The sequence below is a fragment of the Gammaproteobacteria bacterium genome (genome assembly GCA_036383255.1).
Taxonomy (GTDB): Bacteria; Pseudomonadota; Gammaproteobacteria; order Natronospirales; family REEB76; genus DASUBN01.
The window spans coordinates 1-14,559 of record DASVOS010000015.1; the positions used below are offsets into that span (position 1 = coordinate 1).

The 14,559-nt window shown below is 68.1% G+C and carries 16 protein-coding genes; 6 read left to right on the forward strand and 10 right to left on the reverse strand.

The window, feature by feature from the left end; all coding sequences use genetic code 11:
- A partial coding sequence (locus VF651_09955; GenBank protein HEX7966031.1) for a hypothetical protein occupies positions 1–564 on the forward strand: 564 nt, incomplete at its 5' end.
- Between the two features lie 234 nt (positions 565–798).
- On the opposite strand, the gene VF651_09960 is transcribed toward VF651_09955, so the two are convergent.
- The 4 genes from VF651_09960 to VF651_09975 form a co-directional block, all read right to left on the reverse strand.
- The gene (locus tag VF651_09960; GenBank protein ID HEX7966032.1) at positions 799–1,605 is read right to left on the reverse strand and encodes a response regulator; all 807 of its coding nucleotides are present in this window, start codon (positions 1,603–1,605) and stop codon (positions 799–801) included.
- 191 nt (positions 1,606–1,796) lie between these two features.
- Positions 1,797–2,585 carry a LytTR family DNA-binding domain-containing protein gene (locus VF651_09965; protein HEX7966033.1) on the reverse strand — a complete coding sequence of 263 codons (789 nt, stop codon included), beginning with the start codon at positions 2,583–2,585 and terminating at the stop codon, positions 1,797–1,799.
- A 62-nt stretch (positions 2,586–2,647) separates the two neighbouring features.
- Entirely contained in the window at positions 2,648–3,790 is a 1,143-nt protein-coding gene (locus tag VF651_09970; protein HEX7966034.1) for a histidine kinase, read from the reverse strand.
- 137 nt (positions 3,791–3,927) lie between these two features.
- Positions 3,928–4,188, reverse strand: coding sequence for a hypothetical protein (locus tag VF651_09975; protein ID HEX7966035.1), 261 nt, complete (start codon positions 4,186–4,188; stop codon positions 3,928–3,930).
- 178 nt (positions 4,189–4,366) lie between these two features.
- On the opposite strand from VF651_09975, the gene VF651_09980 reads away from it, so the two are divergent.
- On the forward strand, positions 4,367–4,591 hold the full coding sequence (locus tag VF651_09980; GenBank protein ID HEX7966036.1) for a hypothetical protein: 225 nt from the start codon (positions 4,367–4,369) through the stop codon (positions 4,589–4,591).
- Positions 4,592–4,684: 93 nt separating this feature from the next.
- On the opposite strand, the gene VF651_09985 is transcribed toward VF651_09980, so the two are convergent.
- From VF651_09985 to VF651_10005, 5 genes are all read right to left on the reverse strand, one after another.
- Positions 4,685–4,978: a hypothetical protein gene (locus VF651_09985; GenBank protein ID HEX7966037.1), complete on the reverse strand. Its 294-nt coding sequence runs from the start codon at positions 4,976–4,978 to the stop codon at positions 4,685–4,687.
- Positions 4,978–5,298 (reverse strand): YbjQ family protein, encoded by a 321-nt coding sequence (locus tag VF651_09990; protein ID HEX7966038.1) that lies wholly within the window; start codon positions 5,296–5,298, stop codon positions 4,978–4,980. Before VF651_09990 ends, VF651_09985 begins: the two co-directional genes overlap by 1 nt.
- A 59-nt stretch (positions 5,299–5,357) precedes the next feature.
- On the reverse strand, positions 5,358–6,293 hold the full coding sequence (locus VF651_09995; protein ID HEX7966039.1) for an EamA family transporter: 936 nt from the start codon (positions 6,291–6,293) through the stop codon (positions 5,358–5,360).
- 30 nt (positions 6,294–6,323) lie between these two features.
- Entirely contained in the window at positions 6,324–6,785 is a 462-nt protein-coding gene (locus VF651_10000) for an Lrp/AsnC family transcriptional regulator (GenBank protein ID HEX7966040.1), read from the reverse strand.
- Positions 6,786–6,875: 90 nt separating this feature from the next.
- Entirely contained in the window at positions 6,876–8,216 is a 1,341-nt protein-coding gene (locus VF651_10005; GenBank protein ID HEX7966041.1) for an amino acid permease, read from the reverse strand.
- Positions 8,217–8,346: 130 nt separating this feature from the next.
- Between VF651_10005 and VF651_10010 the strand changes: the two genes are divergently transcribed.
- The 4 genes from VF651_10010 (at position 8,347) to VF651_10025 (ending at position 11,838) form a co-directional block, all read left to right on the forward strand.
- Positions 8,347–8,745, forward strand: coding sequence for a DUF1761 domain-containing protein (locus tag VF651_10010; protein ID HEX7966042.1), 399 nt, complete (start codon positions 8,347–8,349; stop codon positions 8,743–8,745).
- Positions 8,745–9,569 carry an NAD-dependent protein deacetylase gene (locus VF651_10015; protein ID HEX7966043.1) on the forward strand — a complete coding sequence of 275 codons (825 nt, stop codon included), beginning with the start codon at positions 8,745–8,747 and terminating at the stop codon, positions 9,567–9,569. The genes VF651_10010 and VF651_10015 overlap by 1 nt, the downstream gene beginning before the upstream one ends.
- Positions 9,566–9,994, forward strand: coding sequence for an aldehyde-activating protein (locus VF651_10020; protein ID HEX7966044.1), 429 nt, complete (start codon positions 9,566–9,568; stop codon positions 9,992–9,994). Before VF651_10015 ends, VF651_10020 begins: the two co-directional genes overlap by 4 nt.
- A 107-nt stretch (positions 9,995–10,101) precedes the next feature.
- Positions 10,102–11,838 (forward strand): hypothetical protein, encoded by a 1,737-nt coding sequence (locus VF651_10025; GenBank protein HEX7966045.1) that lies wholly within the window; start codon positions 10,102–10,104, stop codon positions 11,836–11,838.
- Positions 11,839–11,935: 97 nt separating this feature from the next.
- Here VF651_10025 and VF651_10030 read toward each other — a convergent pair whose 3' ends face one another.
- Positions 11,936–14,557 carry a glycosyltransferase gene (locus tag VF651_10030; GenBank protein HEX7966046.1) on the reverse strand — a complete coding sequence of 874 codons (2,622 nt, stop codon included), beginning with the start codon at positions 14,555–14,557 and terminating at the stop codon, positions 11,936–11,938.
- Positions 14,558–14,559: the final 2 nt, after the last annotated feature.

The following is a 14,559-nucleotide window of genomic DNA, read 5'->3' on the forward strand; positions in this document are numbered from 1 at the left end:
GTCAATATCGGCGGCATCACCACCAACGGTATCGACCTGGCGACCCACTACAAGCTGCCCTCGACCTCCGTGGGCGACTTCAAGGTGGGCCTGGATTGGACGTTCCTGCGCAGCTTCGTGCAGGTCGTGCCGAACAGCGCCTCTGCCACCGGCTTCACTCCCACGGAGCTAGCCGGCAGCACGACGGCGTTCGGCGGGTTCCCGAAGCAGAAGGCGAACCTGAGCCTCAACTGGAACTACGGCGACTTCACCGCGGTGTGGAATGTGCAGTACATCTACTCCATGACCGAGGGTTGCCCGAAGGCCGGCTTCACCGGCGGCCTCTGCTCCAACCTGGGGACCTCGGCCGGCACGTCGTCGAACTACATCGGCAAGACGGTCTATCACGACTGGCAGTTCGGCTACCACCTGGACGGCTGGAATACCGACCTCACGTTCGGTATCCGGAACGTCTTCGATAAGCAGCCGCCGACCGCGCTGACGGCGTTCGCCAACAGCTTCCTGCCGGCGTTCTACCGTGTGCCTGGCCGCGAGTTCTACGGCCGTGTCACAGTGAAGTTCTAAGCGATCGGACCCAGGTGAGACTGAGCGGCCCCCATATGGGGGCCGCTTTTTTTTGCGTCTCGCTTTTAAAGCTGCTGCGCTCGGGATGGCTGCGTTGCGCTTCGGACTCGCAGTCGGTCATGCACATAAGAGTGCACTCCCTCCTGCGCGCCTTGCGCGCCTTGCCCTCCCTTCGCTCGCGACGCTTTAAAAAGCGAGCCGAAAGAGAAGGAAGAAACGGGAGGGGGGTTGGCCTCAGTTAATTCGCTTGTCGCCGGCCTTTTTCCAGCTGGTCAGGAGGGCGTGGATCTCGCGCTTGTAGGTGCAGCCGGAGGTGGCGCTCTCCTCGCCGGCAAGCAGGAAGTCGTAGAACGCGCCCATGGAGCGCACCTCGCGGACCTGCTCCAGGTTCACGATGGTGGAGCGGTGGATGCGCAGGAACGGCAGGCCGGTGAGCTTCTCCTCCATCTGCGAGATGCGGTCGCTGGTGTGGATCACCTCGCCGGTGGTCATGTGGATGTTCACGTAGTCACGGTCGGCGCGGATGCAGCGCATGTGGGTGGTGGACAGGAAGCGCACGCGCCGCCCGATCTTCACCGGCACCCGCTCCGAGCGGGCCACCGGCGCCGGTTGTGGGCGCGTGTTGCCCAGGTTCTTCATCAGCAGGTCGATGTCCACGCGGCCCTCGGCGCGCTGGTCGCGTTCCACGAAGGCGCGGATACGGCCCAGCGCCGCCTCGAAGCGGCCGGCATCGAAGGGTTTGAGCAGGTAGTCGATGGCGTCCACCTCGAAGGCCTTCACCGCGTAGTGATCGTAGGCGGTCGTCATGACCGTGTAGGGGCGCTTGGCCGGGGGGACCCGGCCCATCATCTGCATGCCGTCCAGGTGCGGCATCTGCACGTCCAGGAACAGCGCGTCCGGCGTGAGCGTCTCCAGCTTGCCGAGGGCGTCGCGGCCATCGCCGCACTCGCCCACGATCTCGAAGTCGGGGTGGGACCCGAGGAAGGCGCGGATCTTGCTGCGGGCGAAGGGTTCGTCGTCGACCACCAGGACACGGATCATGGCTGGATCCTCCGGCTAGGGAATGGGGTTCGTCGGCCGCCTCGGCCGACGAATGGGGCAAGACTGCCAGAGCCCCCTGGATGGCTCCAGGTGGACGGATGGCCGCGGATAGGCCCGTTTACGGGGTCTAGGAGGCCTTTAAGAGGGTGGAAGCGGCCGGGGACGGGATGAAAGCATCCAGGGAGGGTTTTTCAGTCACCGCGCCGGGTGCGCTGCTCGAGGATGCGGCGCACGTTGCCGCGGTAAGTGGAGCCGGAGACGAAGCGACTGCCGTCGGCCATCTGGAACTCGTAGTCGCCGTGCTTCTTGGGCTTCATCTCCCGCACGTGGTCCAGGTTCACCAGTACCGAGCGGTGGATGCGCACGAAGCCTGCGTCGGCGACCTGGTCCTCGATGTCCTTCATGCGCTCGCGGATGCGCAGCTCCTCGCCCTGCAGCACGAGTTTGAGGTAGTCGCCCTCGGATTCCACGTACAGGATGGCGCCGGCGTCCAGCGGGCGGATCGCGGTGCCCACCTTCACCAGGATGCGGGCCTTGCCGAGGCGCTTGTCCAGGAGGGAAGCGAGCTGGCTGAGGTGCCGGTCGAGGCCCTCACCCTGCGCCGGGGCGCCGCCGGTCTCGCTGATGAGGCGGCGGGCCCGCCCCAGGGCGCGCTCGAAGCGGCTGGCGTCGAAGGGCTTGAGCAGGTAGTCCACCGCCTCCACCTCGAAGGCCTGGGCCGCGTACTCGCTGTAGGCGGTGGTGAAGATGATGTAGGGCGGACGATCCTTGCCGAGCACGTCCAGCAGCTCGAAGCCGCCGAGCTCCGGCATCTGGATGTCCAGGAACACGAGGTCAGGGCGCTCGCGGCGGATCGCCGCCACCGCCTCCAGGCCGTTCTGGCAGACTCCGGCGAGCTCCAGGTCCGGTGCGCCCTTGATGAGCGCCGCGAGCTTCAGGCGTGCGTGGGGCTCGTCGTCGATGATCATCACCCGGATCACGCTATGTCTCCCCTGGCTCGTGCATGGGTTTCCGCCGCCAGTATAACGGGCGCCGACGCGCCTCAGACGCCCGCCACTTCCTGGTACGGCACGCTGATGCGGGTAGACCAGCGGTCGCCCGGCAGCGCCTGGGAGGAGAGCGTGAAGTCGCCACCGTAGATCGCCACCAGGCGCTCGCGCACGTTGGTCAGGCCGATGCCGTGCTTGCGGTCCGGGCTCACCGGCGAGGCATCCGCGCGGAAGTCATTGCTCACCTCCAGTACCAGGGTGTCGCCACCGCGCTTGGCCTCGACGACCACGCAGTTGCTGCCGGCGCTGTTGGAGATGCCGTACTTGATGGCGTTCTCGATCAGGGGCTGCAGGATCAGGCTCGGCACACGCCCGCCGAGGCTCGCGTCGTCGATGCGGAAGCGCGTCTCCAGCCGGTCCTCGAAGCGGGTCTCCTCGATCGCGAGGTAGCGGCGCGCGTAGTCCAGCTCCTCGCGCACGCTGGCGAACTCACGCTGGCCCTCGCGCAGCGAGATGCGCAGCACGTCGCTGAAGTCGGCCAGCAGCTTGTCGGCGCGGCGCGGGTCCACCAGCAGCAGCGAGGAGATGGTGTGCAGGCTGTTGAACAGGAAGTGCGGGTTGAGCTGGCCGCGCAGGGTGTCGAGGCGTGCGTTGAGCCAGCGCGCGTACAGCTCGGAAGCGCGGATGCGTTCGTTCTCGAGGTCGAGGCGGGTGTCGATGCCGAGCAGGATGAACAGGCCCAGCAGGTACACCATGAAATTCACCAGCGCCATGGCGAGCCAGGGCGCCGGAGCGAACACTGCCTGCCAGAAATCGCCATAGTGCGTGCCGCCAGCATTGATGTCGCCGGCAACGACGTAGAACCCTATGAACAGCGCAACCCGGGGTACCGAGGCGAACACCAGGCTCAGGGCCAGCTGCGCGAGGCCGGCGAGCAGGGTGTTGGACACGACGCGTGAGACCCGCATCGCAGCCATGTAGCAGAGGATCAGCACCGGCAGCAGCAGCACGTGCTCCATGATCCGGGGCCCGATGACCTGCCGCCAGCGGTCCACGCCGTCTGCCGCGTACAGGCCCGTCGTGAGCACCAGCTCCCAGGCCAGGTCGAAGGTCCACAGGAGCAGCGTCACGCCGATCAACAGCATGCTGCGGTTGAGGCTGCGCATGGGCGGCAGGCGCGTGAACAGGCTGGGCAAACGGGCGGCTCCCGGGGGGCGTCTGGCGCGAAAATAGCAGAAGTCCCAGGGGGACGGACAGGCGCGGCGCCAAGGCCGCCTTTCCCGCGCCGGGCAAGGCCAAATCCACGTTGAAGGTTGCGCCGCGAGCCGCGGATTCAGCGGTCGTCAGTAGCCCAGTCGGCCGGGTGATGGTCGTAGCGGATGAAGGGACCGTGAGGCTTGGCCAGGTGGCAGGCGGCGTGCTTGTACTCCAGCAGCGTGCCCTGGTGGCCATTGGGGCAAGTGATGAAGTCGCTGTCCCTGAGACGGTAGAAGACCCGTGCCGGCACTTCCACCCGCTGCGGCGGGTCGCACAGGTGGCAGCACACGGCGGCGTCGTGCAGCATCACCCGGTGGCTGGAGGGATCCCTGGTCATGGCCCGCTTCTTATAGGTTTCTGTGGACATGGCCAGTCTAGGGAGCGCGGGGGCAGGGGGCAGTCAGACGTGGCCTACACGCGCTGTCAGTGCGTGCGTACGCGGCCCAGGGCGGACAGGTGCCTGGACGGGGTGTAATATCCCAAGGACGTCAACTTGTGGCCGGGGGATCGAGACGATGAACACCGTGATCATGGACGTGGACGTGCACATGACCTGCCCGGGCTGCGGCAAGGCCATGACCAAGAAGCTGCGCTGGCTCGAGACCAACCCGACCTTCAAGTGCGAAGGTTGCGGCAAGCAGCACGAGAAGTACGGCGACCAGCTGATCCGGGTGCGTCACGAGCTCAACTTGGCCGACGATTCCGAGCGGATGACCAAGCAGTACAAGATCAACCTCTAGGCTCGTCGCATGCGAAGAGCGGGCGGGCAGGAGCCCGCCCAGTGTTTTGTGCGCGGCAGGAAGCGCAGCACAAAACCCCGGCTTTCAATCAATTCACGGCGTGTCGCTGAGGCGCACGTAGCTCCGCTCTCCGGTGGCAGCGTCGTAATAGACTTCCATCAGCGCCCCGGTCTCCGGGTCGATGAACCGCTCGCCGGTGGGCACGCCCTTCGCGGCGTGGGGCGCCTGCGCCGGCTTGTAGCGCCAGCGCTCGAACACGAGGCCGAGGGTCAGCACGCTGCCGTTCACCAGCAGCCAGAACGCCGCCGGCCAGAGTCCCGTGGCGAGGGTGAACAGGCCCAGCACCAGGCAGCCCACCGCGACGAAGAACAGCAGCTTGCGCAGCATCAGGCCTTCTCGAGGCTGACGGCGGTGCCGTAGGCCACGATCTCGCTCATCACCTGGCCGATCTCCGAGGAATCGAAGCGCATCATCACGATGCCGTTCGCGCCCATGGCCTGGGCGTTCGCCACCATGCGGTCCACTGCGTGGCGGCGCGCCTCTTCCAGGAGCTGGGTGTACTCGGTGATCTCGCCGCCGACGATGGAGCGCAGGCCGGCCATGATGTTGCCGCCGAGGCCGCGGCTCCTGACCACCACGCCGAACACCTGGCCCTTCACTTCCTTGACCCTGTAACCCGTGACGTTCTCGGTGGTGACCACGAGCATGGCTGATCTCTCCGGTGCTGCGGGCGGCGCCCGCGTATCGGGAGATTCTACGCCGGGGTTCAGGCCTCCGGGGCGGGTTCCGGCTTGGCCCGGGTGGAGCCGAAATAGAGGATCAGGCACACCGCCGCCACGATGGTGCCGCCGGCCAGCGCGATGCGCGGCGTGAGCGGCTCGCCCGCCATGGCCCAGCCCAGCAGCACCGCGATCACCGGGTTCACGAACGCATAGGTGGAGGCGCGCGCCGGGGTGGTGACCTTGAGCAGCCACACGTAGGCGGAGAAGCCCAGCACCGAGCCGAACACGATGAGGTAGCCCAAGGCCAGCAGCGACTTGGGCGTGAAGGCGGCGACGTGCAGCGCCGCGCCCTCGCCGCTGGCGAGGCCCACCAGCCAGCACAGCACGCCGCCGGCGATCATCTCCATGCCGATGCCGAGGAAGGTGGAGGAGGGCAGCGGCGCGCGGTGCGCGTAGAGCGAGCCCATGGCCCAGGAGAACGTGGCCGCCAGCAGCACCCAGATGCCGGTGGGGTCCACGTGGTCGGGCGCCTGACCGCCGGACGGGAACACCAGGATCATGAGGCCCACCACGCCGAGCGCGAGGCCCGCCAGCACCGAGAGGCGCGGCGCAGAACCCTTCTCCAGCGCGTTCAGCAGCACCATCCAGAACGGCACCGCCGCGACCATCAGCGCGGTGATGCCGGAGGGGACGGTCTGCTCCGCCACCGACACCAGGCCGTTGCCGCCGAGCAGCAGGAGGCCGCCCAGGAGCGTGGCGCTGCGCCAGTGCACGCGGGTGGGCTTGGGCTCGCCGCGCAGGCGGAACAGGACGTAGAGCAGGAAGCCCGCGATCAGGTGGCGGGTGCCCGCCATCAGGAACGGCGGCATGCTCGCCACCGCGAAGCGGATGCCGAGATAGGTGGAGCCCCACAAGGTGTAGACCGCGGCGAAACCGAGGGCGATGCGGGTGGGAGAAGCGTGGCGGTGGTCGGCGGACATGCAGCTGACAGGACCGGGCCCGGAGCGGGCCTATTCCTGCTCCTTGATGGGCAGTTCGGAGGTCTCCTTGATGCTCTCCAGCACCACGGTGCTGCGGGTGGAGACGATCCCGCGGATCTTGCCGAAGCGCTCGCGCAGCAGGCGGCTCAGGTCCTCGGTGTCGGCGGCGCGTGCCTTGAGCAGGATGCAGTCCTCGCCCGCGACGTAGTGCACCTCCAGCACCTCCGGAAACTTGGCGAGCTGGCGCACCACCTCCATCACCTCGGCGCGCTCCTGGGTGCGCACCGCCACGAAGGCCGCCAGCCCCAGGCCCACCGCTTTCGGCGCCAGGCGGGCCGTATAGCCCTGTACGACACCCTGTTTCTCCAGGCGCCGGATGCGCTCCAGCACGGCCGAGGGGACGAGACCTACCTGGCGGGCGATCTCGGCGTTCGCTGTGCGGGCATCGGCCTGGAGGATGGCGAGGATGCGGCGGTCGATGGCATCGAGCATTCGATATTTTCGTGCCGCCGACGAACAATTGTCAATTTACTGGCATAAAAACAGACGATTATTCGTTTATTTAGCTCAACTTATTGAAAATCAAGAGGTTTTCTTGTCCTGCAAGCGCACCCACACCCAGTAGATGGGCAGTCCCGCCAGGATGAGGCCGAGGTTGATGGCGGTGATGAGCGGTGCGTCCCGGAACAGCTCGTAGTACGTGTCGCCGATCACCAGCAGCGTGCCCAGCACGAACAGCACCGGCACCACGGGGTAGCCCCACACCCGGTAGGGTCGCGCGAGATCCGGCTGGCGGCGGCGAAGGATGAACAGGCCGACGACCGAGAGCGCCAGGAACGGCCAGATGCCGAGCACGTAGGCCTCGGCGAGGTCGAGGAAGTCCCGGCAGAACACAAACACGATGGCGAGCGCCCAGCTGAACACGATGGCCACATGGGGCGTCTGGAAGCGCGGGTGGATCTTGCCCACCGACCTGAAGAACAGGCCGTCCTCGGCCATGGCGTAGAACACCCGCGGGTCCGAGAGGATGCTGCCGTTCATGGAACCGAAGGTGGAGACCATCACCAGCGCCACGATCACCACGGCCGCGCCGGAGCCCAGCACCGCCGTCACCGCATCGCTGGCCACCGCCTTGGAGGCGGCGAGCTGCTCGAAGGGCAACGACACGGCGAAGGCCGCGTTCATGGTGAGGTAGACCGCGAGCGTCACCAGCGTGCCCATGATGAGCGCCTTGGGCAGGCTCTTCTGCGGGTCCTTCATCTCGCCCGAGAGAGCAGTGAGGTTGGCCCAGCCGTCGTAGGCCCACAGCGTGGCGATGAGCGCCACGCCCACGCCGCCCCACAGCACGCCGCCGGAAGCGACGCCGGCGAGCGTCGCGCCCGGGTGGGGCGCAGCAGCGAACAGCGCCACCGCGAGGCCGGCGAGGCCGATGAGCTTCGCGCCGGTGGAGAGGTTCTGCACCCAGGCGCCGAGGCCCACCGAGTAGTAGCTCACGCCCGAGAGCAGCGTGATGAGCGAGGCGGCCACCAGTTTCACCTGGAACGCGTTGAACTCCACCGCGCTGCCGAAGTAGCTGGCGAAGGTCACCGCCTGGGCGGCCCAGGAGTTGGGCGTGGTGACGAGCCACATCCAGCCGAACATGAAGGCCAGCGGCTTGCCGAAGGATTCCCGCAGGTACACGTAGGGGCCGCCCGCGTCCGGGAAGGCGGCGGCGAGCTCGGCCACCGAGAGCGCGCCGAACAGGGAGATGAGGCCGCCCAGCACCCACACCAGCGCGATGCCGGTGAGGCTGCCGGTGTCCGCCGCCACCGGCGCCGGCACCTTGTAGATGCCGCTGCCGATGATGACGCCCACCACCACGGCGGCACCGGTCCAGGCGCCGAGTTTGCGCGGCAGGCCGCGGGAGTCTGCGGGGGTATGCATGGATTGAGCCTAGCGGATAGTGAGTCGTGGGGATAGCGGTTATCCGACTAGGACCGCCGCGGCCCGCCGGAATTCCCTGGCGGGAGCGGATATAGTGGATGTCCCGTCCAGGCCCTTCGAAGGAGCCGCCATGAACTACCTCGGCATCTTCCTCGCCGCCGTCGCCATGTTCGCCCTGGGTTCCGTCTGGTACTCGCCGGTGCTGTTCGCCAAGGCGTGGGTGCGCGAGTCCGGCGGAGATCCCGCCTACAAGCCCACGGGCAAGGAGATGGGCCGCACCTTCGGCGGCACCTTCCTGCTGCTCCTGGTGGCGGCCGCGGTGCTGGACTGGGTGATGCAGAACAGCGCCGCCGCGGGCGAGGGCCTGAGCCATGGCCTCACGGTCGGCTTATTGGGCGCGGTCATCGCCGTCGCCATGACCGGCATCAACTACCTGTTCGAGCGCAAGAGCCTCACGCTCTTCCTCATCAACGCCGGCTACGACGTCATCGGCTTCTGCATCATGGGCGCGGTGCTGGCACTGGCGTGATGGACGGCGCGGCGCGTCTCGCCGAGTGGTGCCGGCCGCGCCGGCACCTCGTCGTGCTCACCGGCGCCGGCTGCAGCACCGACTCCGGCATCTCCGATTACCGCGACGAGGCCGGCAACTGGAAGCGCAAGCCGCCGGTGCAGCAGCGCGACTTCGTGGCGAGCCATGCGGTGCGCCAACGCTATTGGGCGAGGAGCCTCCTGGGCTGGCGCCACTTCGCCCGTGCCCGGCCCAACGCCGCCCACGCGGCGCTCGCGGACATGGAGCGGCGCGGGCACGTGGCGCATCTCATCACCCAGAACGTGGACGGCCTGCACCAGCAGGCCGGCAGCCGCGCGGTCACCGACCTGCACGGCCGGCTCGACGAGGTGGCCTGCCTAGCCTGCGGTGCGCGCATCCCGCGCACGGTGTTGCAGCAGGAACTCGAGGCGCGCAACTTGGCCTGGACCCAGCTGAGCGCCAGCCACGCACCGGACGGCGACGCGGACCTCGAAGGGCGCGACTTCTCCGGTTTCGAGGTGCCGGCCTGCGCGCGCTGCGGCGGCGTGCTCAAGCCCGCGGTGGTGTTCTTCGGCGATGCGATCCCGCCGGCGGACACCCGCGCCGCTGCCGAGCAGGTGCAGCGGGCCGACGCGCTGCTGGTGGTCGGCTCCTCGCTCATGGTCTGGTCCGGCTACCGGCTGGTCCGGGCGGCGGCTGAAGCCGGCACGCCGGTGGCGGCGGTGAACCTCGGCGCGACCCGCGCCGACGCGCTACTGGAGTTCAGGCTCGCCGCCCCCTGCAGCACCACTCTCGCCGCACTGGCGGGGACGCTCGCCGCGTGACACTCGCGGGCCGTTGCCACTGCGGCAACCTCACGCTCGAGTTCGAGACCGCGCTCGATCCCTCGGTGCTGCCATTGCGTGCCTGCCAGTGCTCCTTCTGCCGCGCCCACGGCGTCATCAGCACCTCCGATCCCTCCGGCCGCGTGAGCGTCAGCGCCGGGGATGCTTCCTTGGTCCAGAAGTACCGGTTCGGCCTGCGGATCACCGACTTCATCCTGTGCCGACGCTGCGGCGTGTACCTCCTGGCAGTCGCGGAGATGGACGGCGGCCGCTACGCGGTGCTGAACGCGAATGCCCTGGACGAGCGTGAGCGCCTGACCTCGCCGCCCCGGCCCATGGACTATGACGGCGAGGACGCAGCCTCCCGCCGCGCCCGGCGGGTGGCCCGCTGGACCCCGGTGGCCCGCCTGCAGGGCCTGCCCTGAGCTGTTTCCATATGCCTACTTGCCGCCCCCTGGAGGCATCCTCCGGTATGCTTGGTACATAACGAAAGAGACGCCGCCCCGGGGAGGGTGGCCGCAAAGGAACCGGTTTGCGCCCAGTCTTACAAGGAGTCGTAGCAGCCCTGTCGAGGCGGAGCGGCGCGCGCGCGCGCTTCACCGCGGCGCTGCTATTGTCCTGCTGCGCCGCCGCCGCGCTCGCGGACGAACCCGTCGAATCCATGGATGCCTGCCCGCTGCCGGATGCCTCGGTGCCCGAGCGCTGGGAGGGCGAGCACCTGTGGCAGGTCCTGGAGCAGGACGGCTACGAGATCAAGGACATCAAGATCACCGTGGACGGGGTGTTCGACCTCAGCGACCGGAAGGAGAACACCTGGTACGGCCGCACCGCCAACGCGCTGCACATCAACACCCACGACCACGTCATCCGCGACGAGCTGCTGATCCGGCCCGGGCAGACCGTGGACGCGCGCCGCATCTACGAGAGCGAGCGGCGCCTGCGCGCGCTGCCCTACCTGCGCTTCGCCGACATCAAGCCCGCCGGCTGCATCGGCCACTCGGTGGTGGTGGAGGCGCACGTGAAGGACGCCTGGTCGCTGAAGTTCGACCTGAACTTCGCCCACGTGGGCGGCCAGAGCAGCCTGGGGGCCTCGTTCGAGGACGTGGACTTCCTCGGCACCGGCAAGACGCTCGCGGTCGGCCACCAGAGCGACGTGCAGCGCAGCCGCAACCAGGTCAGCTACAAGGACCCCGCGGTGTGGGGCAGCCGCTGGACCTTCGCCACCACCTACGCCCACCTCTCCGACGGCTTCACCCGCGCGCTCGATTTCAGCCAGCCGTTCTACGAGGACCAGGCACCCTGGTCGGCGACGCTGCATTACCTGGACCAGCAGCAGAACCTCAATTTCTACGAGAACTCGCAGGTGGCCTGGCGCGCGCCGGACATCAGCCAGGACTTCGAGCTTGGGTCCATGTGGCTGCTCGGCTGGGACGGCGAGAGCGGCAGCGGCACCCGCGCCGGCGTGAGCTACATCAACCAGGACATCCGCTACGGCGCGCTGCAGCAGTTCCCGCCCAACGCGCTGGCCCGGCCGACCCTCATGCCGCGGCGCTACGTCGGCTTCGCCGGCGACTTCGAATACTTCGAGGACCACTTCGCGAGCTTCACCGACCTCGCGCTGATCGGGCGTACCGAGGACTACAACCTCGGTTGGGACCACAAGGCCAGGCTCGGCTACTTCAGCGAGCAGCTGGGCAGCCGCGTGCCGGCCTGGCTCTACGACCTGACCGCCAGCTACGGCGGCACGCCCTCGGAGGCGAGTCTGCTCCTGGCGAGCGGCGAGCTGCGCGGCCGCCACCAGCAGGGACGCGAGCAGGGCGGCTTCGCGCAGCTGGCGTTCACGCTCTACAACCAGAGCCTGCCGCGCCAGACCCTGGTGCTGCACGGCGAGGCCGGCTTCGGCCTGCGCGCGGACCCGGAGGACCTGCAGTACCTGGGAGGCGTGCAGGGCATGCCGGGCTATCCGAACTACTACCTGATCGGGGACCGCCGCTGGCAGGGTCACGTCGCGGACCGTTACTTCAGCGACGCCTACCTGCTGAACATCTTCCGGGTGGGGTTCGAAGTGTACGGCGATTTCGGGCAGATCCGCCGGCTGGGCGGCGCCGGCTGGAGCCGCACGCTCATCGACGGCGGCATCGCGCTGCGCCTCGGCGACGTGCGCAGCGCCTACGGCGGCGTGATCTACGTGACCTATGCCTGGCCGCTGGTGAAGCTGCCGGGCGCCACCGAGCGCCAGTTCGTCATCGGCAACCTGATCGACTTTTAAAGTCTTCGCAGAGATCGAGAAGAATGAGGAGCGGTGCAGGGGTCCGCGGCACGCCGCGGACGCCCGTGCAGGGATGCACGGGCTGGGCTGTGAGCGGTCAGGAGTTGTGCTCGTCTGCGAGCACAACGTGAGCCAGCGCATCCATGTCCTCGGCGCGGCCCACGTAGCGCGCCGGCAGCTTGGGGAACGCGCTCACCAGCGACACCAGCAGCGCGGCGAAGTAGGGGATGGACTGGATGAGCAGCACCGCCACCCATACCTTCAGGTCCAGCATCACAGTGCCCACCTCCAGGTAGACGGCGAACGCCGCCAGCCACAACCCCAGCATCAGCAGGATCTCCTCGCGGCTGTCGGCCAGCGCCTGCAGCCAGGCGTGGCTGGCCACGCGCTTGGGGGTGCGGAAGAACGGCTGGTCGCGGGTGAACAGGCCCTGCATCACCGCGAGGCCGATGGTGTGGCTGAGCGCGAGGCCCGCCACCGCCGCCGCCAGGGTCTGGCGCGGGCTGGCGCCCACCCGCGTGCTGTAGAGGTGCAGCAACTTGAGGATCTTGAACACGAACAGCGCCAGCGGCAGCGCCGAGAAGATCATGAGCGGCGGATCGATGACTTGGGGGAACGCGGCCATGCCCAGAGACCAGCCGACCGCCGCCAGGTTGAAGACGAGGTTGAAGCCGTCCGAGAGCCAGGGCAGCCAGCCGGCCAGGAAGTGGTAGCGCTGGCCGAGCGAGAGCTTGCTGCGGCCGAGCAGCGGGCGCAGGTGATGCTTGAGTATCTGCACCGCGCCGTAGGCCCAGCGGAAGCGCTGTTTCTTGTAGTCCAGCAGCGTGTCCGGCATGAGGCCGCCGCCGTAGCTCCTCGGGATGTAGGCCGCCTCCAGGCCCGCCTCGAACACCTTGAGGCCGAGCTCGGCGTCCTCGGTGATGCTCCACTCCGACCAGCCGCCCACCTCCTCCAGCACCGCGCGGCGGATCATGGTCATGGTGCCGTGCTGGATGATGGCGTTGCGCTCGTTGCGCGTGATCATGCCGATGTAGAAGAAGCCGCGGTACTCGGCGTGGCACATGGCCTTGAACGCGTTCTCGCCCGCGTCGCGGTAGTCCTGCGGCGCCTGCACCACGCCCATGCGCAGGTTGCGGAACAGCGGCGCCAGGTCGCGCAGCCAGCGCGGGTCCACCACGTAGTCGCTGTCGATGACCGCGATGATCTCGGCCTCGGCGGCGGTGTGCTTCAGCGCGAAGTTGAGCGCGCCGGCCTTGAAGCCGGCCAGCGGGGCGACGTGGAAGAAGCGGAAGCGGGCGCCGAGCCGCGCGCAATGCGCCTGCACCGGCTTCCAGGTGGCCTCGTCCGGCGTGTTGTTGTCGATGACCAGCACCTCGAAGCGCGGGTAGTCGAGGCGGGCGAGCGCATCCAGCGTCTCCTTCAGCATCTGCGGCGGCTCGTCGTAGGCCGGCACATGGATGGAGACCAGCGGCAGGTCCATGTCCGCGGACCTCAGCGGCTCGAATGCGCGCCGGCGCACGGTGACCCAGTGGGCCTCGGCCCACTCGTGGGTCTCGGCCAGCAGCACCAATAGCACCCCTGCCATGCCCACGAACAGCAGCAGCCCCACCGCGACGTTGGTGACCGTCAGGTACTGCTGGGTGTAGTCGTAGAACACCCACACCAGCGTGGTGGTGGCGGTGTACACCACCACCGCGATGAAGCTGCGCCCGCGCTTCTGCAGGGTCCGGCTGCGGCCGAAGATCAGCATCACCAGCACCATGGAGATCAAGACCGAGAACCCGGCCAGCATGGGCCACTCGGGGATGCGCACGATGGGCCTGCGCATGGCGAACTTCTGCTGGCGGTTCACGTCCCACACGCCCCAGTAGGCGCCCACCGCGCCCTCGCTCTGCTCCTTCCAGGGCTGGTCGAAGGCCTCCATGATGCGGTAGGTCCACTCGCGGCGCTGCGCGAGGTCGATGAAGCGGCGCAGGAACATGGCCTCGTTGGCGGGTGAGGCCACGGCGGCATGGCGGGTGCGGCCGTAGGAGGGCCAGCCCACCTCGTCGATGATGATGGGCTTGTCCGGGTAGCGCTTCTCCAGGTCCTGCATGCGGTCGTCGATGTACTCGACCGCCTGCTCCACGTCCACGCCCTCCCAGTACGGCAGCATGTGCACCGCCATGAAGTCCACGTGGTCCACGAGCTCCGGATGCAGCATCCAGGTGCTCCAGGTCTCGGCGGTACCCACCGGCTGGCGCACGGAGCCGCGCACCTGGTCCAGATACTTGATGAGGTCTTCGGTGGGCAGGATTCCGGTGAGCACCACCTCGTTGCCCACGATCACCTGCTTCACGTCGCGGTAGTGGTTGGCGACGTCGATGAGCTTGGCGACCTGTGCTGCGCTCTTCTCCTGGTCGGAGTCCACCCAGGCACCCAGCATCACCTTCATGCCGTAGGGTGCGGCGAGGCGCGGGATGTCGACCAGGCTGCCCTCCATGGTGTAGGTGCGGATGGAGTCGGTCTTGCCGCTCAGGAGCTTCAAGTCCGCGTCGATCTCGGCCTCGGTGGGGAAGACGTGGTTGATCTGGTCCTCGCCGGCGCGGTAGGGCGAGAACGCGAAGCCCTGGATGCGCTCCGGCCACAGCGGCTCGTGGTCCGGCTGGTTGAACCAGGCCCACGCGCTCACCGTGATGGCGGCGACCGAGGCGGCGATGACGATGTTGGCGGCGCGCATGG

Excerpts from the sequence above, each read along its gene's own strand:
- VF651_09980 (HEX7966036.1), top strand. The coding sequence starts at position 4,367 with ATGAACACCGTGATCATGGACGTGGACGTGCACATGACCTGCCCGGGC.
- VF651_10000 (HEX7966040.1), bottom strand. The coding sequence starts at position 6,785 with ATGCTCGATGCCATCGACCGCCGCATCCTCGCCATCCTCCAGGCCGAT.
- VF651_10010 (HEX7966042.1), top strand. The coding sequence starts at position 8,347 with ATGAACTACCTCGGCATCTTCCTCGCCGCCGTCGCCATGTTCGCCCTG.
- VF651_09960 (HEX7966032.1), bottom strand. The coding sequence starts at position 1,605 with ATGATCCGTGTCCTGGTGGTCGACGACGAACCCTTCGCCCGCAGCAAG.
- VF651_10030 (HEX7966046.1), bottom strand. The coding sequence starts at position 14,557 with ATGCGCGCCGCCAACATCGTCATCGCCGCCTCGGTCGCCGCCATCACG.
- VF651_09985 (HEX7966037.1), bottom strand. The coding sequence starts at position 4,978 with ATGCTGCGCAAGCTGCTGTTCTTCGTCGCGGTGGGCTGCCTGGTGCTG.
- VF651_09990 (HEX7966038.1), bottom strand. The coding sequence starts at position 5,298 with ATGCTCGTGGTCACCACCGAGAACGTCACGGGTTACAGGGTCAAGGAA.
- VF651_10015 (HEX7966043.1), top strand. The coding sequence starts at position 8,745 with ATGGACGGCGCGGCGCGTCTCGCCGAGTGGTGCCGGCCGCGCCGGCAC.
- VF651_09995 (HEX7966039.1), bottom strand. The coding sequence starts at position 6,293 with ATGTCCGCCGACCACCGCCACGCTTCTCCCACCCGCATCGCCCTCGGT.
- VF651_09975 (HEX7966035.1), bottom strand. The coding sequence starts at position 4,188 with ATGACCAGGGATCCCTCCAGCCACCGGGTGATGCTGCACGACGCCGCC.
- VF651_10005 (HEX7966041.1), bottom strand. The coding sequence starts at position 8,216 with ATGCATACCCCCGCAGACTCCCGCGGCCTGCCGCGCAAACTCGGCGCC.